Origin of the sequence: Cellulomonas composti, assembly GCF_007990245.1 — a bacterium.
GTDB classification, from domain to species: domain Bacteria; phylum Actinomycetota; class Actinomycetes; order Actinomycetales; family Cellulomonadaceae; genus Cellulomonas; species Cellulomonas composti.
In genome coordinates this window covers 16,283-42,019 of sequence record NZ_BJWG01000010.1, presented here as the reverse complement: position 1 = coordinate 42,019, position 25,737 = coordinate 16,283, and the positions used below count along the sequence as shown (strand labels likewise).

27 protein-coding genes are annotated in these 25,737 nt (G+C 72.3%); 23 read left to right on the top strand and 4 right to left on the bottom strand.

Going from position 1 to position 25,737, the window contains the following annotated elements; translation table 11 throughout:
* Positions 1 to 2 precede the first annotated feature (2 nt).
* Both thrB and rho read left to right on the top strand, forming a co-directional pair.
* On the top strand, positions 3 to 950 hold the full coding sequence (gene thrB, locus CCO02nite_RS11315; RefSeq protein WP_146843257.1) for a homoserine kinase: 948 nt from the start codon (positions 3 to 5) through the stop codon (positions 948 to 950).
* Positions 951 to 1,279: 329 nt separating this feature from the next.
* Complete coding sequence (gene rho, locus CCO02nite_RS11310; protein ID WP_371862511.1) at positions 1,280 to 3,280, top strand: transcription termination factor Rho; 2,001 nt, start codon at positions 1,280 to 1,282, stop codon at positions 3,278 to 3,280.
* 73 nt (positions 3,281 to 3,353) lie between these two features.
* Here the strand turns inward: rho and CCO02nite_RS11305 are convergent, their stop codons facing one another.
* Positions 3,354 to 4,955 carry an Ig-like domain-containing protein gene (locus CCO02nite_RS11305; protein ID WP_186812680.1) on the bottom strand — a complete coding sequence of 534 codons (1,602 nt, stop codon included), beginning with the start codon at positions 4,953 to 4,955 and terminating at the stop codon, positions 3,354 to 3,356.
* Positions 4,952 to 5,296 carry a hypothetical protein gene (locus tag CCO02nite_RS15755; RefSeq protein ID WP_186812679.1) on the bottom strand — a complete coding sequence of 115 codons (345 nt, stop codon included), beginning with the start codon at positions 5,294 to 5,296 and terminating at the stop codon, positions 4,952 to 4,954. Before CCO02nite_RS15755 ends, CCO02nite_RS11305 begins: the two co-directional genes overlap by 4 nt.
* 221 nt (positions 5,297 to 5,517) lie before the next feature.
* Here CCO02nite_RS15755 and CCO02nite_RS11300 point away from each other — a divergent pair, with 221 nt between their 5' ends.
* Positions 5,518 to 6,318 (top strand): MBL fold metallo-hydrolase, encoded by an 801-nt coding sequence (locus CCO02nite_RS11300; protein ID WP_146843254.1) that lies wholly within the window; start codon positions 5,518 to 5,520, stop codon positions 6,316 to 6,318.
* 21 nt (positions 6,319 to 6,339) lie between these two features.
* Complete coding sequence (locus tag CCO02nite_RS11295; RefSeq protein WP_146843253.1) at positions 6,340 to 7,008, top strand: AIM24 family protein; 669 nt, start codon at positions 6,340 to 6,342, stop codon at positions 7,006 to 7,008.
* On the opposite strand, the gene CCO02nite_RS11290 is transcribed toward CCO02nite_RS11295, so the two are convergent.
* Positions 6,947 to 8,194: a glycosyltransferase family 4 protein gene (locus tag CCO02nite_RS11290; protein WP_146843252.1), complete on the bottom strand. Its 1,248-nt coding sequence runs from the start codon at positions 8,192 to 8,194 to the stop codon at positions 6,947 to 6,949. The genes CCO02nite_RS11295 and CCO02nite_RS11290 overlap by 62 nt on opposite strands.
* 137 nt (positions 8,195 to 8,331) lie before the next feature.
* Here CCO02nite_RS11290 and rpmE point away from each other — a divergent pair, with 137 nt between their 5' ends.
* From rpmE to CCO02nite_RS11200, 18 genes are all read left to right on the top strand, one after another.
* Positions 8,332 to 8,547 carry a 50S ribosomal protein L31 gene (rpmE, locus tag CCO02nite_RS11285; RefSeq protein ID WP_146843251.1) on the top strand — a complete coding sequence of 72 codons (216 nt, stop codon included), beginning with the start codon at positions 8,332 to 8,334 and terminating at the stop codon, positions 8,545 to 8,547.
* 134 nt (positions 8,548 to 8,681) lie between these two features.
* Entirely contained in the window at positions 8,682 to 9,767 is a 1,086-nt protein-coding gene (gene prfA / locus CCO02nite_RS11280) for a peptide chain release factor 1 (protein WP_146843250.1), read from the top strand.
* Positions 9,764 to 10,690, top strand: coding sequence for a peptide chain release factor N(5)-glutamine methyltransferase (gene prmC / locus CCO02nite_RS11275; RefSeq protein ID WP_371862505.1), 927 nt, complete (start codon positions 9,764 to 9,766; stop codon positions 10,688 to 10,690). Before prfA ends, prmC begins: the two co-directional genes overlap by 4 nt.
* Positions 10,687 to 11,394, top strand: a complete 708-nt coding sequence (locus CCO02nite_RS11270) for an L-threonylcarbamoyladenylate synthase (protein WP_146843249.1) — start codon at positions 10,687 to 10,689, stop codon at positions 11,392 to 11,394. Before prmC ends, CCO02nite_RS11270 begins: the two co-directional genes overlap by 4 nt.
* Positions 11,391 to 12,503, top strand: coding sequence for an MraY family glycosyltransferase (locus tag CCO02nite_RS11265; RefSeq protein WP_146843248.1), 1,113 nt, complete (start codon positions 11,391 to 11,393; stop codon positions 12,501 to 12,503). The genes CCO02nite_RS11270 and CCO02nite_RS11265 overlap by 4 nt, the downstream gene beginning before the upstream one ends.
* Positions 12,500 to 13,003, top strand: coding sequence for a Cg1360 family ATP-synthase-associated protein (locus CCO02nite_RS11260; protein WP_246117505.1), 504 nt, complete (start codon positions 12,500 to 12,502; stop codon positions 13,001 to 13,003). The genes CCO02nite_RS11265 and CCO02nite_RS11260 overlap by 4 nt, the downstream gene beginning before the upstream one ends.
* An 83-nt stretch (positions 13,004 to 13,086) precedes the next feature.
* Positions 13,087 to 13,953 carry a F0F1 ATP synthase subunit A gene (atpB, locus tag CCO02nite_RS11255; protein ID WP_146843247.1) on the top strand — a complete coding sequence of 289 codons (867 nt, stop codon included), beginning with the start codon at positions 13,087 to 13,089 and terminating at the stop codon, positions 13,951 to 13,953.
* A 95-nt stretch (positions 13,954 to 14,048) separates the two neighbouring features.
* Positions 14,049 to 14,294 carry an ATP synthase F0 subunit C gene (atpE, locus tag CCO02nite_RS11250; protein ID WP_281284596.1) on the top strand — a complete coding sequence of 82 codons (246 nt, stop codon included), beginning with the start codon at positions 14,049 to 14,051 and terminating at the stop codon, positions 14,292 to 14,294.
* Positions 14,291 to 14,881 carry a F0F1 ATP synthase subunit B gene (locus CCO02nite_RS11245; protein ID WP_146843246.1) on the top strand — a complete coding sequence of 197 codons (591 nt, stop codon included), beginning with the start codon at positions 14,291 to 14,293 and terminating at the stop codon, positions 14,879 to 14,881. Before atpE ends, CCO02nite_RS11245 begins: the two co-directional genes overlap by 4 nt.
* Entirely contained in the window at positions 14,881 to 15,693 is an 813-nt protein-coding gene (locus tag CCO02nite_RS11240) for a F0F1 ATP synthase subunit delta (protein ID WP_146843245.1), read from the top strand. Before CCO02nite_RS11245 ends, CCO02nite_RS11240 begins: the two co-directional genes overlap by 1 nt.
* A gap of 55 nt (positions 15,694 to 15,748) precedes the next feature.
* Entirely contained in the window at positions 15,749 to 17,377 is a 1,629-nt protein-coding gene (gene atpA, locus CCO02nite_RS11235; protein WP_146843244.1) for a F0F1 ATP synthase subunit alpha, read from the top strand.
* A 2-nt stretch (positions 17,378 to 17,379) separates the two neighbouring features.
* Positions 17,380 to 18,279 carry a F0F1 ATP synthase subunit gamma gene (locus CCO02nite_RS11230; RefSeq protein WP_146843243.1) on the top strand — a complete coding sequence of 300 codons (900 nt, stop codon included), beginning with the start codon at positions 17,380 to 17,382 and terminating at the stop codon, positions 18,277 to 18,279.
* A gap of 48 nt (positions 18,280 to 18,327) precedes the next feature.
* Entirely contained in the window at positions 18,328 to 19,815 is a 1,488-nt protein-coding gene (gene atpD / locus CCO02nite_RS11225) for a F0F1 ATP synthase subunit beta (protein ID WP_146843242.1), read from the top strand.
* The gene (locus CCO02nite_RS11220; protein ID WP_146843241.1) at positions 19,815 to 20,099 is read left to right on the top strand and encodes a F0F1 ATP synthase subunit epsilon; all 285 of its coding nucleotides are present in this window, start codon (positions 19,815 to 19,817) and stop codon (positions 20,097 to 20,099) included. Before atpD ends, CCO02nite_RS11220 begins: the two co-directional genes overlap by 1 nt.
* Before the next feature lie 13 nt (positions 20,100 to 20,112).
* Positions 20,113 to 20,532 carry a DUF2550 domain-containing protein gene (locus tag CCO02nite_RS11215; RefSeq protein ID WP_186812678.1) on the top strand — a complete coding sequence of 140 codons (420 nt, stop codon included), beginning with the start codon at positions 20,113 to 20,115 and terminating at the stop codon, positions 20,530 to 20,532.
* 32 nt (positions 20,533 to 20,564) lie between these two features.
* Positions 20,565 to 21,260 carry an endonuclease NucS gene (gene nucS, locus CCO02nite_RS11210; RefSeq protein ID WP_146843239.1) on the top strand — a complete coding sequence of 232 codons (696 nt, stop codon included), beginning with the start codon at positions 20,565 to 20,567 and terminating at the stop codon, positions 21,258 to 21,260.
* Positions 21,261 to 21,305: 45 nt separating this feature from the next.
* Positions 21,306 to 21,818, top strand: coding sequence for a hypothetical protein (locus tag CCO02nite_RS11205; RefSeq protein ID WP_146843238.1), 513 nt, complete (start codon positions 21,306 to 21,308; stop codon positions 21,816 to 21,818).
* A 49-nt stretch (positions 21,819 to 21,867) separates the two neighbouring features.
* Positions 21,868 to 23,121 (top strand): N-acetylglucosamine-6-phosphate deacetylase, encoded by a 1,254-nt coding sequence (locus CCO02nite_RS11200; RefSeq protein ID WP_246117504.1) that lies wholly within the window; start codon positions 21,868 to 21,870, stop codon positions 23,119 to 23,121.
* A gap of 18 nt (positions 23,122 to 23,139) precedes the next feature.
* Here CCO02nite_RS11200 and CCO02nite_RS11195 read toward each other — a convergent pair whose 3' ends face one another.
* A complete protein-coding gene (locus CCO02nite_RS11195; RefSeq protein WP_371862510.1) occupies positions 23,140 to 24,150 on the bottom strand; it encodes a LacI family DNA-binding transcriptional regulator in 1,011 nt (336 codons plus the stop codon).
* Positions 24,151 to 24,382: 232 nt separating this feature from the next.
* Between CCO02nite_RS11195 and CCO02nite_RS11190 the strand changes: the two genes are divergently transcribed.
* The gene (locus CCO02nite_RS11190; RefSeq protein WP_146843235.1) at positions 24,383 to 25,693 is read left to right on the top strand and encodes an ABC transporter substrate-binding protein; all 1,311 of its coding nucleotides are present in this window, start codon (positions 24,383 to 24,385) and stop codon (positions 25,691 to 25,693) included.
* Positions 25,694 to 25,737 lie beyond the last annotated feature (44 nt).

Sequence of the window (25,737 nt, the reverse complement as noted above, 5' to 3'; positions counted from 1 at the left end):
CGATGCGTCTGGGCGCTGACCGGGTCCGGGTGCGTGTGCCCGCGACGTCGGCGAACCTCGGCCCGGGCTTCGACGCGCTCGGCCTCGCCCTCGCGCTGTACGACGACATCGAGGTGCGGGCGGTCGCGTCGCCCGGGGTGCGGGTCGAGGTCGAGGGGGAGGGCGCCGGCCAGGTGCCGGACTCCGAGGAGCACCTCGTCGTGCGGGCCGTGCGCCTCGCGCTGGACCACGTCGGCGCGCCGCAGTCGGGCCTGCACCTGGTGTGCCGCAACCGCATCCCGCACGGTCGGGGCCTGGGCTCGTCGGCCGCCGCCGTCGTCGCGGGCCTGGCTGCCGCGCGCGGGCTGATCGGGGAGCCGGAGGCGCTCTCGGACGACGTCCTGCTCGAGCTCGCGACCCAGGTCGAGGGTCACCCCGACAACGCCGCGCCCGCGATCCTCGGTGGCGCGACGGTGGCGTGGCTGCGTGCCGACGGCGTCGGCGCCGCCCCGCTCGTCGTGCACGAGGACCTCGCGCCGGTCGCGATCGTGCCGCCCACGCACCTGTCCACCAAGGCCGCGCGCGGCGTGCTGCCCGCGACCGTCCCCCACGCCGACGCGGCGTTCCAGGCGGGACGTGCGGCGCTGCTCGTCGAGGCGCTCGGCCGACGACCGGATCTGCTGCTGGACGCGACCGCCGACCGCCTGCACCAGGAGTACCGGCGCCGCGTGATGCCGCACTCGCTCGCCCTCGTGGACGCGTTGCGCGCTGCGGGCGTCGCCGCGGTGGTCTCGGGTGCGGGACCGACGGTGCTCGCGCTGGCCCGTCGGCTCGTGGACGGCGCGGGCACCGACGCCGACGCCGCGATCACGGCCGCGTTCGGCGGCGTGATGGCCGGCTGGCAGGTGCTCCCGCTCGCGGTCGACACCCAAGGAGTGCGCGTGAACGGGGCGGATCGTCCGATCGGGTGAACGGGCGTGACCACGGTCACGTCGCCGGGGCGCACAACCGACAGTGGTAGCATCAAGGCGTTCTCCGGACCCTCGCCGGTCTGGCGTCGCGCGGCAAGCCTGACGCTCAGCGGACCTCGCGAGTTGGCTTTCCGGGAGCTAATCAGCCGATCGCGTCGCGGACGTCGCCGTACGCCGCGCGTGCGGCTCCATGAGTCCTGGCCCTGCCTCTCGAAGGCTGGCGGGACGCAGGCCGACCTCACAGCTCGGCCGTTGACGAGGGGGAAGGGTCCTTCGTGACTGACACCACCGCACCCACCGTGAGCACGTCCGGCGGGTCCATCTCGGCGATGCGCCTCCCCGAGCTGCAGGCCATGGCCGCGCAGCTCGGCGTGAAGGGCACGTCGAAGATGCGCAAGGGCGACCTGGTCGCCGCGATCACCGAGGCCAAGGGCGGATCGCGCACCCGCGCCCTCGACACGCGCCGCGAGACGAAGGTCGCCGCGCCTGTCGAGCCGCCTGCCGTCCTGATCGACGTGCAGCCGAGCACGCAGCCCGACGAGCGGCCCGCCGCCCGGACGGGCAAGCGCGACACCGACGGTGCGCCGACCGGTGCGCCGACGCGTGAGCGCCGACCGCGCCGCGAGCCCGTGGCGGCCCCGAGCGACGCGCTCGCCGGCCTCGAGGCGGCTCTCGACGCGCGCCTCGCCCCCGCGGAGAGTGCCGACCGCGCGGCCCGGGCCACCGATGCCGTCGCCGCCGTCACGGGTGAGCGCCGGTCGCGCCGCGCCGGTCGTCCCGCGGGCGCCGCGGGCGACGAGCGGGCCGACGACGCGCACGACGTCCAGAGCGAGACGCGCGAGCAGTCCGGTCAGCGCGAGCAGGGCGGCCAGCGTGGGCAGGGCGGCCAGCGTCAGTCCGGCGGGCAGTCCGGCGGTCAGTCCGGCGCGCAGCAGCCGAACCAGCGCCAGCAGAACCCGCAGAACGCCCCTTCGAGCAGCCCTCAGAACGGTGCGCAGGGCAACGCGCTCGACGAGGACGACGAGCGGGGCGGCCGTCGTCGGCGCTCGCGTGACCGCTACCGCGACCGGGACCGCAAGCGCGGCCGCGGCCGTCCGGGCCAGCCGGACCTGTCGGGGCTCGACGACATCGAGGTCACCGAGGACGACGTGCTGCTGCCCGTCGCCGGCATCCTCGACGTGCTGGACAGCTACGCGTTCGTGCGGACCACGGGCTACCTCCCGGGCCCGAACGACGTGTACGTCTCGCTCGGCCAGGTGAAGAAGGCCGGCCTGCGTCGCGGTGACGCGATCACGGGTGCGGTGCGTCAGCCGCGCGAGGGCGAGCAGCCCGCGCAGCAGCAGGGCGGCCGACCGAGCAAGTTCAGCGCGCTCGTGCGGCTCGACTCGGTCAACGGTCTGGCGCCCGAGGCGGCTCGCGAGCGTCCCGAGTTCACCAAGCTCACGCCGCTGTACCCGCAGGAGCGGCTCCGTCTCGAGACGCCCGACCCGGGCCGGCTCACGCCGCGCGTGATCGACATCGTCGCGCCGATCGGCAAGGGTCAGCGCGGCCTCATCGTCGCGCCGCCCAAGGCGGGCAAGACGATCATCATGCAGCAGATCGCCAACGCGATCACCGCGAACAACCCCGAGGTCCACCTCATGGTCGTGCTCGTCGACGAGCGCCCCGAAGAGGTCACGGACATGGAGCGGACGGTCAAGGGCGAGGTCATCGCCTCGACGTTCGACCGCCCCGCCTCGGACCACACGATCGTCGCGGAGCTCGCGATCGAGCGCGCCAAGCGCCTCGTGGAGCTCGGCCAGGACGTCGTCGTGCTGCTCGACTCGATCACCCGGCTGTCGCGCGCCTACAACCTGGCCGCGCCCGCGTCGGGTCGCATCCTGTCCGGTGGCGTCGACGCCTCGGCGCTCTACCCGCCGAAGAAGTTCTTCGGCGCCGCGCGCAACATCGAGAACGGCGGCTCGCTGACGATCCTCGGCTCCGCGCTCGTCGAGACCGGTTCCAAGATGGACGAGGTCATCTTCGAGGAGTTCAAGGGCACCGGGAACATGGAGCTGCGCCTGTCGCGCCAGCTCGCCGACAAGCGGATCTTCCCGGCGGTCGACGTGAACGCGTCGGGCACGCGACGCGAGGAGATCCTCATGTCGCGTGACGAGCTGCAGATCGTCTACAAGCTGCGCCGCGTGCTCGGTGCGCTCGACCAGCAGCAGGCGATCGAGCTGCTCATCGGCAAGATCAAGGACACCAAGTCCAACGTCGAGTTCCTCCTGCAGGTCCAGAAGACCACCCCGGGCAGCTGGGGCGAGGAGAACGCCGGCCGCACGGTCTGACACCCGTACCTACGACGAAGGCGCCCGACCCCTGCCAGGGTCGGGCGCCTTCGTCGTGCGCAGCGCGCTGCGATCAGACGACGCGGTAGCTCGTCGTGCCCGACGAGGACGCGGCGGTGGCCGAGCCCAGGTACGCGGCGGTGACGGTGTAGGTGCCGGCGGCGCGCGCGCCGAGCTGCAGCGCGGCCTTTCCGCCGCTGAGCGTGACCGTGCGGACGAACGACTTCCCGTTGCCCGTGATCGTGAGCCTGACGGTGCCCGTCGGCGTCGAGCCGGCCGCCGTGACGGCGACCGAGGCCGTCGGGGTGCCGGTCGCGCTCGTGGATGCCGGGGTGACCTTCACGGTCGTCGTCGAGGTTGCCTTGACGACCTTGAGCGTGGCGGTCCTGGTCGTCGCCGCCACCATGCTCGTCCCGCCGTAGGAGATCGTCACCGGGTAGGAGCCCGGCGCGAGCTTGGGCGGCAGTGCGAGCGTCACCTTGCCGGCCGTGACGACACCGGAACGCGTGAAGCCGTCGCCCCGGAGCGTGAGCGTGCCGCCGTCGGTGGCGACGCCCCCGGCGCTCACCGTGAGCGTCGCGCTGCGGCCCGTGCCGTACGTCACCACCGGGATCGCGCCGGTGATCTTCGCGGAGGCCTTGACGACCGTGACGGTGACGGCTGACGTGGACGGCTTCACCCACGCGTCGCCGAGGTACTCCACCGCGAGGTCGTGGGAGCCGACGGGCAGGGCGGCGAGCGTCGCGGTCGCGACGCCCTGCGAGAGCGTCGCGCGGCCCACCTCGCGCCCGGCGGAGCGCACGACGACCGTGCCGGTCGGCACGCGACCGGACGCCGCGGTGCGCACGGTGACCGCGACGGGCTTGCCGGCGACCGCCGAGACGGGGTCGACGCTCGTCGACGAGGTGATCCCGTCGTGGAACGTGATCGGGGTGACGGTCTCGAACGCGGGGACGTAGGCCTGGCCGGCCGGGTAGGTGTAGATCGCGTAGCCGTCGACGTGTCGCGGCGGTGCGGCCGCATCGATCGCGGCCTTGTCGACGGTCACGGTCACCTTGAACGAGCCGTCCGCCTTGAGCTCGGCCACGTCGATCGGCGCGGTCCCGGGCGGGGCGTCGGCGACGACGGCGGCCTCGGCCGTCGCGCGGGTCGCGGTCGGGACCGCCCACGACTGGGCCGCGACGTCGGTGGTCCGGTTCTGGTCGAGGTAGTCGTCGGACGGCTCCCACAGGCTCGTGAACGTGCCGACGGCGACGCGCACCCCCGAGAGCATGCCCGTCGTCGGGCCCCTCAGACCGGTGGCCCAGGAGGGCGAGAAGCCCGTGCCGGTGATCGTGACCTGCGCACTGCCGTCGCTGCGGAAGTCGACGACCGAGCTGATCTTCGGCGTCGTCGTGGCGAGCAGCGCGTGCACGTCGTCGAGCACCGTGCCCTCGTCGTACCCGAGGAACGCGCCGTACTCCGCGAGGCGGACGTCGCTCGCCACGACCTGAAGTCCGGCGGGCGTCGCGGTGCGGGTCAGGTGGCCGACCGTGGCCAGCTTCACCCCGAACCTCATCTCGAAGCTGGAGTCGGTGTCGATCTGCAGGTTGCCCTGGATCTCGGCGACGCCGTTCTTCACGACGAGCTGCGGCCCGTCCAGGACCACCTCGTTGCCGGCCCAGGCGTAGGTCACGAAGCCGTCGCGTCGAGCTCCAGGTCGGCACCCGTGATCGAGGAGTCGGCGTAGTCGTGGAAGAGGTCCTGCCGGAACACGATCGGCCGGGTCGACGCCGTGCCCGGCACGGTCGAGTCGAACCGGGTGCCGCGGCCGGGCGTGATCGTCCCGCCGGGCGTCGCGGTGACGTCGGCCCGTAGCGCGGGCAGGAAGCCCCACGTGAGCTCGCCGAAGGTCACGGGTTGCTTGTCGGCACCGGTCGCCGGCCCGCTCGCCGCCAGACCCGCACCCACGACGATCAGTGCGGTCAGGACCGCCGTGACACGGCGACGCCGTCGAACTTCCCTCGACCCGAACATCCGACTCCCTCTGCGAGACGACTGACCTGCGCATTCGCCGTGCGGCGACGCGTGGTCGAGACCCTAGAGGTCGGTCCAGCCTCCGGACGTAACCGTCTCAAACCGGGCGTGGCATCGATGCGGTTCGCCTGCCATGATGCGCAGATGCCCGAGACGCTGCCTCGACCTCTACCCGTGCCCGTGCGGGTCCCTGCGTGCGCCCGGGGGCCGGTGGTCCTCCCGTGACCGTCCGACTCACGCACGTCGGCGGTCCGACGCTGCTCGTCGAGGTCGACGGCTGGCGCCTGCTGACCGACCCGACGTTCGACGCGCCGGGTCGCCGGTACGGCTTCGGCTGGGGCACCGCCGCGAACAAGACGACGGCGCCCGCGGTCGCGGCCGACGCGCTCGGCCGGGTCGACGCGGTGCTGCTGAGCCACCACGGGCACGCCGACAACCTCGACGACGCCGGCCGTGCGTACCTGCCGTCGGTCCCCGCGGTGGTCACGACGCCCGCGGCCGCGCGTGCCCTCGCGCTGCCGGGTGCGCGCGGGCTCACGGCCTGGGAGACGACGACGCTGGTCCGCACCGACGAGGCCGGGGTCGAGCACCGTCTCGAGGTGACCGCGACGCCGTCGCGGCACGGCCCGCCGGGAACCGTCCCGATCGTCGGCGCCTCGACCGGGTTCGCCGTCCGGGTGCCCGGCGAGCCGCGGCACGCGGTGTGGGTGACCGGCGACTCCGTGCTCTACGGCGGCCTGCGCGAGGCGGCGGAGCGCCTGGAGGTCGACGTGCTCGTGCTCCATCTCGGCGCCGTGCGGTTCGGCATCACCGGTCCGATGCGGTTCACGATGAACGCGTCCGAGGGTGTCGAGCTCGTCGGGCGCACCCGCCCGCGGGCCGCCGCGTTCGTGCACACCGAGGGGTGGAGCCACTTCACGCAGGGTCCCGACGAGGCCGCGCGGGTCGTCGCGGCCGCACCGGCCGACGTGCGGGACCTGTTCCGCCCGCTCACCCTCGGGGAACCTGTCGACGTGGCCTGATCGGTCCGTCAGGATGGGGCCATGCGCAGCACGCTCGCAGGCAACATCGAGAAGGCCGGCGAGCCCGGCAGCTTCCAGCTCCAGAACGAGCGGATGCTCAAGGTCGACCTCGCCGGCACGGGTGGCTTCTTCTACGCCAAGCAGGGCTCGATGGTCGCGTACCAGGGGGACGTCGACTTCGACCACCAGGGTTCGGGCGGCGTCTCCAAGATGTTCAAGAAGGCCTTCACGGGTGAGGGCATGGACCTCATGAAGGTGTCCGGCAGCGGCGACGTGTTCCTCGCGCAGGACGCCGACGAGCTGTTCCTGCTGCACCTCGAGGGCGAGTCGGTCACGGTCAACGGCGCCAACGTCCTGGCGTTCGAGTCCACGCTGACGTGGGACATCAACCGGGTCGAGGGCGCGTCGATGATGAGCGGCGGCCTGTTCAACACGACGTTCACCGGGACGGGATCGCTCGCGGTGTCCGCCTACGGCACGCCCGTCGTGCTCGAGGTCGACCAGCCGACGTTCGTGGACATGCAGAGCGCGGTGCTGTGGTCGTCGTCGCTGACCTCGACCGTCCGCCGGACGGCAAAGCTGCAGTCCGCGATCGGCCGCGGCTCCGGCGAGGCCTACCAGCTCGGGTTCACCGGGCAGGGGATCGTCGTCGTGCAGGCCTCGGAGGGACATCCGCCGATCCGGCAGTGACGGGGGTGACGGCAGCGACCGCGGTGACCGCCGGACGGCCCGCGACCGCCGATCGGTAGACCCGTTCGACCTCGTCGGCGATGCGGGGCGTGTCGAACCGCGCCGCCGCTTCGCGCTGGCGCTCGGCGATCCGGTCGCGGGCCTCGGCGTCGTCGATCCACCGGCCGAGCGCGAGCGCGAACGTCGCGGTGTCCTTCGGGTCGAGGAGCTGGCGCTCGAGGCCGTGCATCGTGGTGCGGTAGCCGGGGTTGTCGCCCGCGAGGACCACGCCGCGCGCGGAGGCGAGCGCCTCGACGACGGAGATGCCGAAGCTCTCGCCGCCGGTCGACGGCAGGGCGATCACGTCGGCGTCGGCCAGCAGCGCGGGCTTGTCCTGCTCGTCGACGAACCCGGGCAGCTCGACGTTGGTCATGCCCGCCTTGGCGAGCGTCGCGACGAGCTCGTCGTGCAGCGGCCCACGGCCGGCCAGCGTGAGCGTCCAGGGCCGCGCGGTGCCGCGCCGGGTGACCTCGAGCGCCGCAGCGACGAGCTCGCGCGGGCCCTTGCGCGGTACGAGCCGGCCGAGGAACACGACCCGCACCGGGCGGTCGGGATCCGCGGGCGCCTGCGCGGGACGGAAGCGGGCCAGGTCGACGGGGTTGCCGAGCACGGTCGTCGGGACCCGGAACGTGCGGTTCGCGAACGCCGCGGCGGCCTCGGACGTCGCGAAGACGGTGCGGAACCGGCGCAGCCGACGACGCTCGAGCAGGCCCAGCACCCGCGTGCCGGCGCTCACCCACCACGAGTGCGGGTAGATGTGGAACGTGCCGACCACGGCCGTGCGGGGCGACGCCGCGGAGACGATCCGGCCCGCGAGCACGGGGGAGTACGGCATCTGGACGTGCAGCACGTCGAACGGCACCCGGGCGAGCAGCTCGCGCACCTGCGTGCGCGAGGCAGGCAGCGGCGTGGCGAGCCGGTTGCCGTTGAAGGTGACGCCCACGTTGCGGCCGATCACGTGCAGGTTCGGCAGGTCCGTGCGCTGCGTCGTCGAGGCGATGTAGTGCACGTCGTGGCCGCGCCGCGCGAGCTCGGCGCCCAGCGTGAGCACGTACTGCTGCACGCCGTCCGGGCGGTCGAGGTTGTCGTCGATCACGAGACCGACGACGAGCCGGCCCGTGCGCGGAGGGACAGCCGACGACGACACCCCGGCATCCTACGCAGCGCGCGCGCGTCGGGAAGATTTCGGGCCGGGCGCTGGTTCTGGCACAATGGCTCGCTGGTCTGCGGTTCACCCGCGCGATGAACGCCGGGACCCGGAGACACCCCACCAAGGAGAATCCCGTGAAGTCTGACATCCACCCGCAGTACGTGGTCACCGAGGTGACCTGCACGTGCGGCAGCACCTTCGTGACGCGCTCGACCGTCACCAGCGGCAAGATCCACGCCGACGTGTGCAGCGCCTGCCACCCGTTCTACACGGGCAAGCAGAAGATCCTCGACACCGGTGGCCGCGTGGCCCGCTTCGAGGCCCGCTACGGCAAGAAGGCCGGCAACTAGCACCCCCGCAGCGCCGGTGCCCGGCGCGGACGACTGCCCTCCATGGCAGTGTCCGCGAGGGCACCGGCGCTGCGTCGTCTCCGGGGTCGCACCGACCCCGCCGCCGCACCTGAGCGCGTGACCGAGGGAGTGCCGTGACCGACCCGTTCTCCGCAGCCGAGCCGCTGCTGGCCGAGCACGCCCAGATCGAGGCCCAGCTCGCCGATCCCGCGGTGCACGCGGATGCGGCGCGTGCGCGTCAGCTCGGGCGGCGGTATGCCGAGCTGGGCCGGGTCGCGCAGGCGTACCGGGCGTGGCGGGCCGCGTCCGACGACGCCGCGGCCGCTGCCGAGCTCGCCGCCGAGGACGAGTCGTTCGCGGCCGAGCTCCCGGCACTGCGCGCGGCGGCGGACGCGGCCTCGACGAGGCTGCGCGAGGTGCTCGTCCCGCGCGACCCCGACGACGCACGCGACGTGATCCTCGAGATCAAGGCAGGGGAGGGCGGCGAGGAGTCGGCGCTGTTCGCGGGTGACCTGCTGCGGATGTACACGCGCTACGCCGAGCGGATGGGCTGGGCGACGCAGGTGCTCGAGGCCACGCCGTCCGACCTCGGTGGCGTCAAGGACGTGCACCTGTCGGTCAAGGCGCGCGGCACGGTCGCACCCGAGGACGGCGTCTGGGCGCACCTCAAGTACGAGGGCGGCGTGCACCGCGTGCAGCGCGTGCCGGTCACGGAGTCGCAGGGTCGCATCCACACGTCCGCGGCCGGCGTGCTCGTCCTGCCTGAGGCGGACGACGAGGGCGAGGTCGAGATCGACCCGAACGACCTGCGGATCGACGTCTTCCGTTCGTCGGGCCCCGGCGGGCAGTCGGTCAACACGACCGACTCCGCGGTCCGCATCACGCACGTCCCGACGGGCATCGTCGTCTCGATGCAGAACGAGAAGTCCCAGCTGCAGAACCGCGAGCAGGCGATGCGCGTGCTGCGGGCCCGGCTCCTGGCGGCACGGCAGGAGGAGTCCGCAGCCGCGGCCAGCGAGGCCCGGCGTAGCCAGGTCCGCACGGTCGACCGCTCCGAGCGGATCCGCACCTACAACTTCCCCGAGAACCGCATCGCCGACCACCGCACGGGGTACAAGGCGTACAACCTCGACCAGGTCCTCGCGGGTGACCTCGGGGCCGTGGTCGCGAGCGCGATCGCCGCCGACGAGGCGGCGCGGCTGGCGGCGGTCGCGCCGTGACCGTGCCGTCGGGCGGCCCGGGCGGCGCGGGCGTGCGCGCGTGCGTCGAGGGCGCCGCGCGGCTGCTCGCCGACGCCGGCGTGGCCTCGCCCCGCGTCGACGCGACCGCGCTCGCGGCCCATGCGCTCGGGCTCGAACGTCTCGAGCTGGCGCTCGCCCCGGACCCGGCGCCCGACGGCTTCGTGGCGGCGTACGCGGCGCTCGTCGAGCGGCGCCGGGCGCGCGAACCGCTGCAGCACATCGTCGGGCACACCGGGTTCCGGTACCTGACGCTGCGCGTGGAGCCCGGGGTGTTCGTGCCCCGGCCCGAGACCGAGGTCGTCGCGCAGGCCGCGGTCGACGAGGCCGCGCGGCTCGTGGCGGCCGGGCGGGAGCCGGTGGTCGTCGACCTGTGCTGCGGCACGGGCGCGATCGCGCTCTCCGTCGCGACCGAGGTCGCCGCGGCGCGCGTGGTGGCCGTCGACCTGTCGGCCGCGGCCGTGGCGCTCACGCGCACCAACGCGGCCGCCGTGGGGGCACCCGCACTGCACGTGCTGCAGGGTGACGTCGCCGACCCCGGGCTGCTCGCCGACCTCGTCGGACACGTGGACGTGCTGGTCTCGAACCCGCCGTACATCCCGCCGGACCAGGTGCCGGTCGACGTCGAGGTGCGCGAGCACGATCCGGACCTCGCGCTGTACGGCGGCGGCGCGGACGGGCTGGCGGTGCCGCGCGCGGTCATCGACGCGGCCGCGCGGCTGCTGGCACCGGGCGGTCTGCTGGTGATGGAGCACGCCGAGGTCCAGGACGTCGCAGCGCGCGCCGCGGCGCACGCGGCCGGGGCGTTCGAGGACGTCGAGACCCGCCCCGATCTGACCGGTCGACCGCGCGTGCTCGTCGCGCGCAGGATCGCACCGCCGCACGTGGGAGACTCGCAGCCGTGAACGAGCGCATCCGGCCCGCAGCCGACGCCTCGAGCTGGGGCCCGGCGCTCGACGAGGCTGTCGCCGTCGTCGCCCGTGGCGGTCTCGTCGTGCTGCCCACGGACACCGTCTACGGCATCGGGGCCGACGCGTTCTCCCCGCCCGCCGTGCAGGCGCTGCTCGACGCCAAGGGCCGCGGCCGCCAGATGCCGCCGCCCGTGCTGATCGCCGACGTGCGCACGCTCGACGGACTCGCGACCGACGTGCCCGCGCACGCGCGTCTGCTCGCGGAGCGGTTCTGGCCGGGCGGGCTGACGCTCGTCGTGCAGGCGCAGCCGTCGCTCGCGTGGGACCTGGGCGAGACGAACGGGACGGTCGCGCTGCGCGTCCCGGACCACGCGACCGCGCGCGCCCTGCTGCGGCGCACGGGACCGATGGCGGTCTCGAGCGCCAACCGCACGGGCCGGCCCGCCGCGGTGACCGCGCAGGAGGCGCACGACCAGCTCGGCGAACGCGTCGCCGTCTACCTCGACGCCGGCGCGGCCCCGGGCCAGGTGTCGTCGACGATCGTCGACGCGACCGGCGGCCGGCTGCGCGTGCTGCGCGCCGGCGCGCTGAGCCTCGAACAGCTCCGCGAGGTCGCACCCGTCGACGGCCCCGACGACGAGCCGGCCCCGCCGGCACGGCCCGGGTCCGACGAGTCCGCCGGGAGTGCCGCAGGGTGAGGGTCTACCTGCTCGTCGGGCTGCTCGCGGCGGCCGTCACGTACCTCATGACGCCGCTCGCGCGCTGGTGTGCGCTGCGCTGGGGCGCGATCACGGCCGTGCGGGACCGGGACGTGCACGCGATCCCGACGCCGCGCCTCGGCGGGCTCGCGATGTTCCTCGGGCTGCTCGTCGCGATCGTGATGGCGAGCCCGCTCCCGTTCCTCGCGGACGTGTACGACGACCCGCGCTCGCTCGTCGGGATCGTCGGGGGCGCCGCTCTCGTGTGCGCGCTCGGCGTCGCGGACGACATCTGGGACCTCGACTGGCTCACCAAGCTCATGGGCCAGGTGCTCGCGGCGGGGTTCCTGGCCTGGCAGGGCGTGCAGCTCTACCAGCTCCCGGTCGGCGGCGTGACCGTGAGCTCGACCCGGATGTGGACGTTCGTGACGATCGTGACGGTCGTCATCGCGATGAACGCGGTCAACTTCGTCGACGGGCTCGACGGGCTGGCCGCGGGCGTGCTCGCGATCGGCGGCGCGGCGTTCTTCCTGTACTCGTACCTGCTCACGCGCGCGTCGACGTCCGGCGACTACGCGAGCCTCGCCACGCTCGTCGTGGCGGCGCTCGTCGGCGCTTGCGTCGGGTTCCTGCCGCACAACTTCTACCCCGCGCGCATCTTCATGGGTGACTCCGGCGCCATGGTGCTCGGCTTCGTGCTGGCCGCCGCGGCGATCGTCGTGACCGGCCAGATCGACCCCGAGCAGGTGACCCGCCGGCAGTCCTTCCCGGCCTTCCTGCCGATGCTGCTGCCGTTCGCCGTGCTGCTGCTGCCGTTGCTGGACATGGTGCTCGCGGTCGTGCGACGCGTGGGGCACGGCAAGTCGCCCTTCCACCCGGACCGGATGCATCTGCACCACCGCCTGCTCGCGCTCGGTCACAGCCACCGGCGGGCCGTGGCGATCATGTACGTCTGGACGGCCGTCTTCGCCTTCGGCGTGGGTGCGCTCGTCGTGCTCCCGACGACGACCGTGCTGTGGGCGTTCGCCGCCGGCGTGCTCGTCGCGACTCTGCTGACGCTCGGACCGCTGCGCGGCCGCGCGACCCGACCGCCCCAGGAGGCAGGATGACCGACCCCACGGACCCCACGGTGCCCACGGACCCCACGGATGCCACGGACCCGACGGACGGCTCGTCCGTCGTCGAGCACGTGTTCCGCACGTCGCTGCGCCACACGATCTGGTTCCTCGGCGTGCTCACCGTGGTCGGCGTCGGCCTCGGCTGGATCTTCGCGGGCTCCGAGGGCGTGTGGGGCGCGCTGATCGGCGTCGGGCTCGCACTCGTGTTCTCCGGGACGACGGTCGTGGCGATGCTGCGCACGGTCCACTCGTCGCCGTCGACCATGGCGGCCGTCGTCATGGGCACGTGGCTGGCCAAGGTGCTCGTCGTGATCGTCGTCCTCGCGCTCATCCGCGACCTGGACTTCTACTCCAAGCCCGCGCTCGCGGGCGTGCTGCTCGTGGGCGTCCTGGGGTCGGCCTACCTCGACTACCGGGCGGTCTACAGCGCCCGGCTGCCGTACGTCGAACCGGGGGGCGCACCTTCCACCCCGGACCCCGACGGGCAGTAGGACAAGGGTCCCGGCGAGCGGTCGGACCGAGGTCTTGCATAGGTTAGGCTTCACCCCATCCATGACGGCCAGACGCCCGTGGCGTGCCTGCGAAGACGCCGGGCACCGGGCGCCACGACCACCAGGAGACTGCACTGTCCAGCCTCGCGACCGTCCTGCCACTCGCGTCCGACGAGGGTGGCTCGACCTTCCACGCGCCGTCGATCGCTGACTTCTTCCCGCCCCCGATCCTGTTCGAGGGGACGATCTTCGAGTTCAACCGGATCCAGTTCGTCCGGCTGGTCGCGGCGGTCGTGCTGGTCATCGTCTTCGTCACGATCGCCCGTCGCGCGAAGCTGGTCCCGGGCCGCTCGCAGAACCTCATCGAGATGGGCCTCGACTTCGTCCGCGTGAACGTCGCGGAGGAGATCCTCGGCAAGGAGCGCGCGAAGAAGCACGTCGCGGTGCTGACGACGATGTTCTTCGCGATCCTGGCGTTCAACATCACGTCGATCATCCCCGGCCTCAACATCGCGGGTACGGCGCTGATCGGCCTGCCGGTGCTGCTCGCCGCGTGGGCCTACGTGCGCTACCTGTCGGCCGGCGTCAGCGAGCACGGCCTGGGCGGCTTCCTCAAGGCGAGCCTGTTCCCGCCCGGCGTGCCGTGGTACATGTACGTGCTGCTGACGCCGATCGAGTTCCTCACGGTGTTCGTCATCCGGCCGGCGACGCTCGCCATCCGACTCATGGCCAACATGGTCGCGGGCCACCTGATGCTCGTGCTGTGCTTCTCGGCCACCCAGTACTTCCTGGTGGACTCGGCGCTCGCGATGAAGCCGTTCGGCGTCCTGACCTTCGTCGCGGGTTTCGCGATGACCCTGTTCGAGGCCTTCGTTGCCGCACTGCAGGCCTACATCTTCGTGGTCCTGACGGCGGTCTACATCAGCCTGTCCGTCGAGCACGAGCACTGACCAGCACCACACCACCCGACGGGGCCACCGTGGCCCCACCGACGAACGAGTAGCCGACCGACCGGTCGGGTACCCAACGGAAGGAACGAGCTACCGTGGCTCTTGCGGAGACCATCCTCGCGGCCGAGAACTCCATCTCGGGCAACATCGCGACCGTCGGCTACGGCCTCGCGGTCATCGGTCCGGGTATCGGCCTGGGCATCCTCATCGGCAAGACGATCGAGGGCATGGCGCGCCAGCCCGAGGTCTCGGGCCAGCTGCGCACGACGATGTTCATCGGTATCGGCTTCGTCGAGGTCCTGGGCCTCCTCGGGCTCGTCACCGGGTTCCTCTTCACGTGAGCGCCGCCGCGATCACCGCGGCTGTCGTGACGGCCGCGGAGTCATCGGAAGAGATCGACGGCATCCGGCTGCTGATTCCGGAGCCGGCCGACATCCTCTGGTCTGCCGTCGTCCTGATCATCATCGCCGTCGCGTTCTACAAGTACGCGCTGCCGACGTTCAACCGGATCCTCGACGAGCGGACCGAGAAGATCGAGGGTGGCCTCGCGAAGGCGGAGTCGGTCCAGGCCGAGGCCGCCGCCGCACTCGAGGAGTACCACCTGCAGCTCGCCGAGGCCCGCACCGAGGCCGCCCGCATCCGTGAGGACGCGCGCACCGAGGGCGGCCAGATCGTCGCCGAGGCGCGCCAGAAGGCGCAGGACGAGGCGGCGCGGATCTCGGAGACCGCGAGCCGGCAGATCGAGGCGGAGCGGCAGCAGGCCGAGGTGCAGCTGCGCACCGACGTCGGATCGCTGGCCACCCAGCTCGCGTCGAAGATCGTCGGAGAGTCGCTCGAGGACGAGGTCCGGCGCACGCGCGTCGTGGACCGGTTCCTCGACGAGCTCGAGGCGAGCGCCGTCGCGACGTCGGGCAAGAAGGGGAGCTGATGCGCGGAACCTCGCGCGCGTCCTTGGCGGCGGCGGAGGAGCGGTTCGAGCCGATCCTTGCCGCTGCAGGGGCGCAGTCGTCCGAGCTGGGCCAGCAGCTGCTGGCCTTCGTCGACGCGCTCGACAGCTCGGGTTCGTTGCGACGCACGCTCGCGGACCCGTCGATCGAGGGTGACGCGAAGGCCGGGCTCGTCGCGCACCTGCTGACGAACGCGGACCCCCGCGTCGTCGAGATCGCGCAGTCCCTGGTGCGTGCGCGCTGGTCGGCCGACGTCGACCTCGCGGACGCCGCCGAGCAGCTCGCCTTCCACGCGGCACTGGCCCGGGCCGAGGCCGAGGGCAACCTCGCCAAGGTCGAGGAGGAGCTGTTCCGGTTCGCGAAGGCCCTCGCGGGCCAGCGCGAGGTGCGACGGGCGCTGTTCGACACCCGGGTGCCCGCGGCCGCGCGCATCAAGCTCGTCGACGACCTGCTCGCCGGCCGGGTGACGGACGTGACCGCGCAGATCGCCCGTCGCGCGGCGGCCGCTCCCCGCGGGCGGCGCTACGTGACGACGCTCGGGCACATCGCGGACCTCATCGCCGAGCGGCGGGAGCGGACCGTCGCGACCGTGACCACGGCGTCCTCGCTCTCGCCGACCCAGCAGGACCGCCTGGCGACGATCCTGCGCGAGGCCTACGGCCGTGAGGTGCAGCTCAACATCGTGCGCGACCCGCAGGTTCTGGGTGGTATGCGCATCCAGGTGGGCCCGCAGGTGGTCGACGCCACCGTGCTCTCCCGACTTGCCGACGCCCGACGACGACTTGCCGGCTGACGCCGGCCCCACGACGACGCGCACGCGCTTGCGTGCGCCATGACAGGAGAGATCAATGGCTGAGCTGACGATCCGGCCGGAGGAGATCCGCGCCGCGCTGGACAGCTTCGTGAAGACCTACGAGCCCACGGGCGCGGTCTCCGAAGAGGTCGGGCGCGTCTCGCTCGCAGGTGACGGCATCGCGCAGGTCGAGGGCCTGCCGGGGGCGATGGCCAACGAGCTGCTGCGCTTCGAGGACGGCACGCTCGGCCTCGCGCTGAACCTCGACGTCCGCGAGATCGGCGTCGTCGTGCTGGGTGAGTTCTCCGGCATCGAGGAGGGCCAGGAGGTCCGTCGCACGGGCGAGGTCCTGTCGGTCGCCGTGGGCGACGGCTACCTCGGCCGCGTCGTCGACCCGCTGGGCACGCCGATCGACGGCCTGGGGGAGATCACCACCGAGGCCCGCCGCGCGCTCGAGCTGCAGGCCCCTGGCGTGATGGCCCGCAAGTCGGTGCACGAGCCGCTGCAGACCGGCATCAAGGCGATCGACTCGATGATTCCGATCGGTCGCGGCCAGCGTCAGCTCATCATCGGCGACCGCCAGACGGGCAAGACCGCGATCGCGATCGACACGATCATCAACCAGAAGGCCAACTGGGAGTCGGGCGACCCGACCAAGCAGGTGCGCTGCATCTACGTCGCCATCGGCCAGAAGGGTTCGACCATCGCGGCCGTGCGCGGCGCGCTGGCGGACGCGGGCGCCCTCGAGTACACGACGATCGTCGCGGCCCCGGCCTCCGACCCGGCGGGCTTCAAGTACCTGGCGCCGTACACCGGCTCGGCCATCGGCCAGCACTGGATGTACGACGGCAAGCACGTCCTGATCATCTTCGACGACCTGAGCAAGCAGGCCGAGGCGTACCGCGCGGTCTCGCTGCTGCTGCGCCGCCCGCCGGGCCGCGAGGCCTACCCGGGTGACGTCTTCTACCTGCACAGCCGTCTGCTCGAGCGTTGCGCGAAGCTCTCCGACGAGCTGGGCGCGGGCTCGATGACCGGTCTGCCGATCATCGAGACCAAGGCGAACGACGTGTCGGCGTACATCCCGACCAACGTCATCTCGATCACCGACGGCCAGATCTTCCTGCAGTCGGACCTGTTCAACGCCGACCAGCGTCCCGCGGTCGACGTCGGCATCTCGGTGTCGCGCGTCGGTGGCGCCGCCCAGGTCAAGGCGATGAAGCAGGTCTCCGGCACGCTCAAGCTCGACCTCGCGCAGTTCCGCTCGCTCGAGGCGTTCGCGATGTTCGCGTCCGACCTGGACGCGGCCTCGCGTGCGCAGCTCAACCGTGGCGCGCGCCTGACCGAGCTGCTCAAGCAGCCGCAGTACACGCCGTACCCGGTCGAGGACCAGGTCGCGTCGATCTGGGCCGGGACCAAGGGTCACCTGGACGACGTGCCGATCGAGGACGTCAAGCGGTTCGAGTCCGAGCTGCTCGACCACCTGCGCCGCAACACGGACGTGCTCGGCACGATCGCCGGCACGGGCAAGCTCGACGACGAGACCGAGAAGGCTCTCGCGGCCGGCATCGAGGAGTTCCGGGCGGGCTTCCTCAAGTTCGACGGCACACCCCTGGTGGGCGGCGAGGAGTCAGGCGACGGCGTGGACGTGGAGCAGGAGCAGATCGTCCGGCAGAAGAAGGCCTGAGGATGGCCGGTTCGCAGCGCGTCTACAAGCAGCGCATCAAGTCCACCCAGTCGCTCAAGAAGATGTTCCGGGCGCAGGAGCTCATCGCCGCGTCCCGGATCGGGCGCGCGCGCGACCGGGTGACGATGGCGACGCCGTACTCGCGGGCGATCACCCGGGCGGTGTCGGCCGTCGCGACGCACTCCAACGTCTCGCACCCCTTCCTCGTCGAGCGCACGGACACCGACCGCGTCGCCGTGCTCCTGATCGCCTCGGACCGCGGCATGGCGGGTGCGTACTCGGCCAGCGTCATCCGCGAGACGGAACGGCTCATCGAGCGGCTCGAGTCCGAGGGCAAGAAGGTCGACCTGTTCGTCTCGGGTCGCCGCGCCGTCAGCTACTACACGTTCCGGGAGCGTGAGCTCGCGGGGCAGTGGACGGGCCACTCGGACGCGCCGAGCAGCGAGGTCGCCGGCGAGATCGCGGACCTGCTCCTCGAGCGGTTCGGCGCACCCGCCGACGAGGGTGGCGTGGCCGAGGTCCACGTCGTCTTCACGCAGTTCGTCAACATGGTCACGCAGCGCCCCCGGGTGATCCGCATGCTTCCCCTCGAGGTCGTCGAGGGCGTCGCGCCCGCGGGCGACGGCGCGGCGATGCCGCTGTACGACTTCGAGCCGAGCCCCGAGGTCGTGCTCGACTCGTTGCTGCCGCGGTACGTCCGGTCGCGGATCTACGCGTGCCTGCTGCAGGCGGCCGCGTCCGAGCTCGCCTCGCGTCAGCGGGCGATGCACACCGCGACGGAGAACGCCGAGGACCTCATCCGCATGTACACCCGACTGGCCAACCAGGCCCGTCAGGGCGAGATCACGCAGGAGATCAGCGAGATCGTGTCGGGCGCCGACGCGCTCGCCTCGGCCTCCTGACCCATCACAGCTCTTCGAACCACGACAGACCAAGAAAGCAGGCCAGACATGACCGCCACCACCGTCGACGAGACGGCCTCCGCCGCCCGCACGCCCGGCGTCGGTCGCGTCGCCCGCGTGATCGGCCCCGTCGTGGACATCGAGTTCCCCGCGGACCAGATCCCTGAGATCTACAACGCGCTCAAGGTCGACATCGACCTGTCGAGCCAGGGCGAGGGGGAGGGCGACGGTCTGCTGCACATGACCCTCGAGGTCGCCCAGCACCTCGGCGACTCGCTCGTGCGCGCGATCGCCCTCAAGCCGACCGACGGCCTGGTCCGCGGTGCGCTGGTGCACGACACGGGTGCGCCGATCTCGGTGCCCGTCGGCGACGTGACCAAGGGCAAGGTCTTCAACGTCATCGGCGAGGTGCTGAACCTCGCGCCGGGCGAGACCCTCGAGGTCACGGAGCGCTGGCCGATCCACCGTCGCCCGCCGGCCTTCGACCAGCTCGAGAGCAAGACGCAGATGTTCGAGACCGGCATCAAGGTCATCGACCTGCTCACGCCGTACGTGCTGGGCGGCAAGATCGGCCTGTTCGGCGGTGCGGGCGTCGGCAAGACCGTCCTCATCCAGGAGATGATCCAGCGCGTCGCGCAGGACCACGGCGGTGTCTCGGTGTTCGCCGGCGTCGGCGAGCGTACGCGTGAGGGCAACGACCTCATCGTCGAGATGGAGGAGGCGGGGGTCTTCGACAAGACCGCGCTCGTCTTCGGGCAGATGGACGAGCCGCCGGGCACGCGTCTGCGGGTCGCACTGTCGGCGCTGACGATGGCGGAGTACTTCCGCGACGTGCAGAACCAGGACGTGCTGCTGTTCATCGACAACATCTTCCGTTTCACGCAGGCCGGTTCCGAGGTCTCGACGCTGCTCGGCCGCATGCCGTCCGCGGTGGGCTACCAGCCCAACCTGGCCGACGAGATGGGCCTCCTGCAGGAGCGCATCACCTCGACCCGGGGCCACTCGATCACCTCGCTGCAGGCGATCTACGTCCCGGCCGACGACTACACCGACCCGGCTCCGGCGACGACGTTCGCCCACCTGGACGCGACCACCGAGCTGAGCCGTGAGATCGCCTCGCGCGGTCTGTACCCCGCGGTGGACCCGCTGTCCTCGACGAGCCGCATCCTCGACCCGCGCTACGTGGGCCAGGAGCACTACGACGTCGCGACGCAGGTCAAGTCGATCCTGCAGCGCAACAAGGAGCTCCAGGACATCATCGCGATCCTCGGCGTCGACGAGCTGTCGGAGGAGGACAAGACCGTCGTCGCGCGGGCGCGTCGCATCCAGCAGTTCCTCTCGCAGAACACCTACATGGCCGAGAAGTTCACGGGTGTCGTCGGCTCGACCGTTCCGGTCGCCGAGACGGTCGAGGCCTTCAAGCGCATCGCGGCGGGCGAGTTCGACCACATCGCCGAGCAGGCGTTCTTCAACATCGGCGGTCTCGAGGACCTCGAGAAGAACTGGGCGCGCATCCAGAAGGAGTACGGGCTCTGATGGCGGAGAGCCTCGAGGTCGACCTCGTCGCGACGGACGGCAAGGTCTGGTCGGGTTCGGCCCGCCAGGTCTCCGCGCCTGCCGCCGACGGCGAGATCGGCATCCTGGCCGGGCACACGCCGATCCTGTCGGTCCTGCGTGCCGGCGAGGTCCGCGTGCGTCCGGCCGACGGTGGCGAGCCGCTCGTGTGGCACGTCGAGGGCGGCTTCCTGTCGGTCGACTCCGACCACGTGACAGTCGTCGTGGACGCGATCAAGGCTGCTTCGGCCGCCACGACGCACTGAGGTAGCACCCAGGGTGCACGGGCTCGGCGTCGTCGCGATCGTGGCGCTGGTCGTCGTGCTCGTCGTCGTGGCGTGCCTCTGGCTCTCGCGCACCAGCACGCTGGCGCGTCGGGTCGGCGCGTTCCGATGTCGGTTGCGCGGCGTCGACGGTCACGGCTGGTCGAGCGGCGTCGCGCAGTACGGCGCCGACCGCCTGTACTGGTGGCGGCACTGGTCGCTCGCGCCCCGGCCGGCCCGGCGCTGGGAGCGGTCCGGCCTCGCGATCGTCGACCGTCGTCCGAGCACCGAGGACCCCGGTCTGCTGGCCGTGACGTGTCAGGGCCGCAGCGGCGGCCGTGACGTCGAGGTCACGCTCGCGATGTCCCCCGAGGCGTTCGCCGGCCTCACGTCCTGGATCGAGGCGACCCCGTTGCGGGTCGGCTCGGTGATCTGAGCACCACCACCTGAACGCCCCGGAGCCCCTTCGTGCGTCTCGTCGTCGCGCAGTGCGCCGCCCGCTACTCGGGCCGGCTGAACGCGCATCTGCCGCGTGCCACGCGCCTGCTCGTCGTGAAGGCGGACGGCAGCGTGCTGCTGCACTCGGACGGCGGCTCGTACAAGCCGCTGAACTGGATGAGCCCGCCCTGCTCGCTCGCGGTCGGCGAGCCTGACGACGACCAGCGTGCGGCCGGCGTGAGCGTGGTGTGGACGGTGCAGCACACGAAGTCCGACGACCGGCTCGAGATCGAGCTGTACGAGGTGCTGCACGACTCCGCGCACGAGCTCGGCGTCGACCCCGGCCTGGTCAAGGACGGCGTCGAGGCGAATCTGCAGGAGCTGCTCGCCGCGCAGATCGGGCTGCTCGGCGGCGGCCACGTGCTGGTGCGGCGCGAGTACCCCACGGCGATCGGCCCGGTCGACATCCTGGCCAAGGACCCGACGGGCGGCTCGGTCGCGGTCGAGATCAAGCGCCGCGGGGACATCGACGGGGTCGAGCAGCTCACGCGCTACCTCGAGCTGCTGAACCGCGACCCGCTGCTGGCACCGGTGCGGGGTGTGTTCGCCGCTCAGGAGATCAAGCCGCAGGCCCGCGTTCTCGCCACCGACCGGGGCATCGCGTGCCTCACGCTCGACTACGACGCGATGCGCGGCGTCGACGACGTGGACTCGCGCCTGTTCTGAGCCCCTGTCCCGCGGTTCGCGGTGGCGCGGTGGCAGGATCGACACGTGGAGCAGGCCGAGCAGCGCAGGTGGGCCGACGACGTGGCGGTCGCGTTCCGCGTCGTGTGGCGCTCGCTCGTCGTGCTGTGGGTCCTGCTCGTCCCGTGGGTCGCGGTGTCGTTCGCGCACGACGAGTCGATCGGCCCGGTCAACGCGATCTTCGTGATGACGATCTTCCTGTGCATGGCGGCGGTCCCTGTCCTCGTCGTCGGCGGTGCGGTCGCGGCGGTGGTCGAACGACTCCTGGGCCGCGCGCCGTTGCCCGTCCTGCTGCTCGTGTACGCGGTCGCGGGACTGCTCGTCGCCGCGGTCGCCGTCGCGGCGATGGATCTCGGGGCCCTCGGCGGCGACGCGGCGACGGTCTACCTGGCGGGGGCCGGTGCAGTGGCGGTCGCGGTGGCCCGCTGGTGGGTGCACGACGCGGATGCCCGCCTCGCGCGACGGGGGCGGGCGACTGCACCCCCGGGCCCCGACGAGGCGATCGAGGACGCGCTCGACGACGCGACGCGCGACGCGTGAAGGCCGTCCGTCCCCGCCCCGGACCTGGTGCGTGGGGGAGGATGGCCGCGTGAGCAGCGAGGCAGCATCCGGTCCGGTCGTCCTGCGCGGACGCGTCGTCACCCCCGTCGAGGCGATCCCGGACGGCGTGGTCGTCGTCGAGGAGGACCGTCTCGTCTTCGTCGGGCCGGCGTCCGAGGTTCCGTCCGGATGGCTCGCGCTCGTGCCCGAGCAGTCGGGCACGACGATCGTCCCCGGCCTGGTGGACGTGCACTGCCACGGTGGCGGCGGCGCGAGCTTCCCCGACGCGACGAGCGCCGACGAGGTGGCGACCGCCGCGGCCGAGCACCTGGCGCACGGCACGACGTCCCTGGTCGCCTCGCTGGTGACGGCGCCTCCGGACGTCCTGCTCGCGCGCACCGCGCTGCTGGCCGACGCGGCGGACGCCGGCGTGCTCGCGGGCATCCACCTCGAGGGCCCGTTCCTGTCGGCCGTGCGGTGCGGCGCACAGAACCCGGACGACATGCAGCTCGGCGACCCGGCGCTGGTCCGCGCGGTGGCCGCGGCCGCGCGCGGGCACCTGGTCACGATGACGGTGGCCCCGGAGATCGCGGGAGTCGCGGACGGCGCCGGGTTCGGTGACGGGGGCGGCGACGACGTCCTCGCCGCGCTGGTCGAGTCCGGGGCGCTGCCGTCGATCGGGCACACCGACGCCGCAGCGGAGGTCGTCGAGGCCGCGGTGGACCGCACGTTCGACCTGCTGGCGGCCGAGCCGCGCGCGCGCAGCGGCCGGGCCACCGCGACGCACCTGTTCAACGGCATGCGGCCGCTGCACCACCGCGACCCGGGCCCGGTCGCCGCCTGCCTGGCCGCGGCCGCGCGCGGTGAGCTCGTCGTCGAGCTGGTCGCCGACGGGACCCACCTGGCGCCCGCGACGTTCCGGGCCGTGCTCGACCTCGTCGGGTCCGACGCGGTCGTCCTGGTCACGGACGCGATGGCGGCCGCCGGCATGGCCGACGGCGACTACCAGCTCGGCCCGATGGCGGTGCGGGTCGCGGACGGGGTCGCGCGCATCGTGACGGCGGACGGTTCCGCCGGTGCGATCGCGGGCGGCGTCGCGCACCTGCTCGACGTGCTGCGCTGCGTCGTCGAGTCCGGTGTCCCGCTGGTGGACGCGGTGCGAGCCGCGACGAGCACCCCCGCGGCGGTGCTCGGGCGGCACGACATCGGTGCGCTCGTCGTGGGGCGCCGGGCCGACGTGCTCGTGCTCGACGACGACCTGCGCGCGGTGCGGGTGCTCCGGGCGGGCCGCGACGCGGTGTGACCGCGGGCCGCAGGCGGCTCAGGCGGGAGCCGGGCCCGTGCTCTCGCGCGCGGTGAGCACGGGGGAGATGAGCCGCGTCTCGGCCGGGTCGTCGCGCTCGAGCCGGCCCATCGCCATCTCGACGGCGACGCCGCCGATCCGCACGGCGGGGATGTCGACCGCGGTGAGCTGCTGCGGCTGACCGACCGCGACGTCCTGCGGGCACACCGCGACCACGGACACGTCCTGCGGCACGCGCAGACCGCGTTCGCGCAGCGACGCGAGCACGCCGGGCAGCGCGGCCTCGTTGTGCACGACGAGGGCCGAGAGCCGGGGCAGGCGCGCGAACGCCCGGTCGAGCGCGAGCACGGCTCCCGCGTGCGACGACTCGGTCGGCTCGAACACGGCGTTCAGACCGCGCCGCGAGGTCTCGTCGTCGAACCCGTGCACGAGCCGGGCGGCGTAGGTGGTGTGCCGGTCCAGGACGGTCTGCGGGGAGCCGAGCAGCGCGATCGCGCGGTGCCCGAGACCGGTGAGGTGCGCGACCGCGGTGCGCGCGGCCGCCTCGAAGTCGAGGTCCACGCAGGACAGCCCGGTCGCGTCGCGGGGCAGTCCGATGAGGACGGCGGGCTGCCGCTGCCGGCGCAGGATCGCCAGGCGCGGGTCGTCCGCCTCGACGTCCATCATGATCACGGCGTCGACCATCGACCCCGCGGCGACGCGTTCGACGCCGGCGTGGTCGTCCTGGGTGAGCAGCAGCACGTCGTGCTGGAAGTACTGCGCGCGGGTGACGACGCCCGTGACGAACTGCATGATGACGCCGACGTTGACGTCGACGCGCAGCGGTGCCATGAGCGCGAGCACGTTGGTGCGGGCCGAAGCGAGCGCCCGCGCCCCGGCGTGCGGCCGGTAGTCGAGCTCCTGGACCGCGCGTTCGATGCGGGTCCGCGTCGCGGCGGAGATCGGTCGCTTGCCGGACAGCGCGTAGGAGACCGTGGAGACGGACACGCCGGCGGCGCGGGCCACGTCGTCGATGGTCGTCATCTGCAGGTTTCTCCCGTCTCGGCGTCGTCACCCTAGCGTCGGCGCGACCTGTGCGGGCCGCGCTGCCCGGCATGCCCGGCATGTCCGTACCAAGCGCTTCGATGCACTGTAGCCAATCCGTGACCATTTCGGGCGAACCGCGGGCTAGACAAGCGTGAATCCGCCGCGCTACCTTGTCGAAGCGCTTCGACGATCGAGCGATGGCCGCTCGACATCCCACTCGATGAGGAGACGACGGATGAGCATCAGCACGCGACGATGGGCGTTGGTGGCTGCGGCTGCCCTCATGGCCCCCCTGACCCTGGCGGCCTGCGGCGGTGGCGGCGGTGGCGGCGACGAGGACAGCAAGACGCTGACGATCTGGCACTACGAGTCCGACGACTCGGCGATGGGCCAGGCATGGAACAAGGCGATCGAGATCTTCAAGGCGGAGCACGAGGGCGTCGAGGTCAAGGTCGAGAAGCAGACCTTCGAGCAGATCCAGAAGAACGCGAAGATCGTGCTCACGGGCGACGACGTGCCCGACGTCATGGAGTACAACAAGGGCAACGCGACGGCCGGCCAGCTCGCCTCGCAGGGCCTGCTGACGCCGCTGACGGACGTCGCCAAGGAGAAGGGCTGGGACACCAAGCTGTCGGGCTCGCTCGCCACGACGGCGAAGTACGACGAGAACGGCCTGATGGGCTCGGGCGACTGGTTCGGCGTGCCCAACTACGGCGAGTTCGTCGGCATGTACGTCAACCAGGACGCGTTCGCCGACGCCGGCCTCTCCGTGCCGACGTCGTTCGACGAGTTCGAGCAGGCGCTCGCGGCGTTCAAGGCGGCCGGCATCACGCCGATCGCCACGGCCGGTGCGGAGTACCCGCTCGGGCAGCTCTGGTACGAGCTCGTGCTGCACTACGGCGACCGCCAGCTCGTCAACGACTACCAGCTCTTCGAGAACGAGCTCGACTGGCACGGTGACGCGATCACGCAGGCCACCGAGAAGCTCGACGAGTGGATCAAGGAGGGCTACATCGCCTCCGACGCGGCGGGCCTGACGGCCGAGGACATGGGTGTCTCGTTCATCGCGGGCGACTACCCGATCATGGTCTCGGGCTCGTGGTGGTTCGGGCGTCTCGTGGCCGACATCGGCGACACGTTCCAGTGGGGTCAGGTGCTGTTCCCGGAGAACAAGCTGCACCCGGGCTCGTCGGGCAACATCTGGGTGGTCCCGGCCAACGCGGACTCCAAGACGCTCGCGGAGGACTTCATCGACATCACGCTGCGCCCCGAGGTGCAGAACGTGCTCGGTGAGAAGGGCGGCCTGCCGGTCGCGGGCGACCCGTCGGTCATCACCGACGAGAAGACCAAGGAGCTCACGCAGAACTTCGCGGACATCCTCGGCGACGACGGGCTGGCGTTCTACCCCGACTGGCCGGTGGCGGGCTTCTACGACGTGATCGTGAGCCAGCTGCAGTCGCTCGTGAACCAGTCCAAGACCCCGGACCAGGTGCTCGACGGCCTGGGCGAGGCGTACACCGCCGGCAAGGCGGACCTGCTCGGCTGACCCAGCGTCCGGGGCGCGGCACAGTCGCCGCGCCCCGGACCGGA

What these genes read in the sequence shown, in the direction of transcription:
- rho (WP_371862511.1), top strand. Translation starts at nt 1,280, where the DNA reads ATGCGCCTCCCCGAGCTGCAGGCCATGGCCGCGCAGCTCGGCGTGAAG.
- CCO02nite_RS11190 (WP_146843235.1), top strand. Translation starts at nt 24,383, where the DNA reads ATGAGCATCAGCACGCGACGATGGGCGTTGGTGGCTGCGGCTGCCCTC.
- CCO02nite_RS11230 (WP_146843243.1), top strand. Translation starts at nt 17,380, where the DNA reads ATGGCCGGTTCGCAGCGCGTCTACAAGCAGCGCATCAAGTCCACCCAG.
- CCO02nite_RS11240 (WP_146843245.1), top strand. Translation starts at nt 14,881, where the DNA reads ATGCGCGGAACCTCGCGCGCGTCCTTGGCGGCGGCGGAGGAGCGGTTC.
- atpA (WP_146843244.1), top strand. Translation starts at nt 15,749, where the DNA reads ATGGCTGAGCTGACGATCCGGCCGGAGGAGATCCGCGCCGCGCTGGAC.
- CCO02nite_RS15755 (WP_186812679.1), bottom strand. Translation starts at nt 5,296, where the DNA reads ATGTTCGGGTCGAGGGAAGTTCGACGGCGTCGCCGTGTCACGGCGGTC.
- CCO02nite_RS11295 (WP_146843253.1), top strand. Translation starts at nt 6,340, where the DNA reads ATGCGCAGCACGCTCGCAGGCAACATCGAGAAGGCCGGCGAGCCCGGC.
- CCO02nite_RS11260 (WP_246117505.1), top strand. Translation starts at nt 12,500, where the DNA reads ATGACCGACCCCACGGACCCCACGGTGCCCACGGACCCCACGGATGCC.
- CCO02nite_RS11220 (WP_146843241.1), top strand. Translation starts at nt 19,815, where the DNA reads ATGGCGGAGAGCCTCGAGGTCGACCTCGTCGCGACGGACGGCAAGGTC.
- thrB (WP_146843257.1), top strand. Translation starts at nt 3, where the DNA reads ATGCGTCTGGGCGCTGACCGGGTCCGGGTGCGTGTGCCCGCGACGTCG.
- atpD (WP_146843242.1), top strand. Translation starts at nt 18,328, where the DNA reads ATGACCGCCACCACCGTCGACGAGACGGCCTCCGCCGCCCGCACGCCC.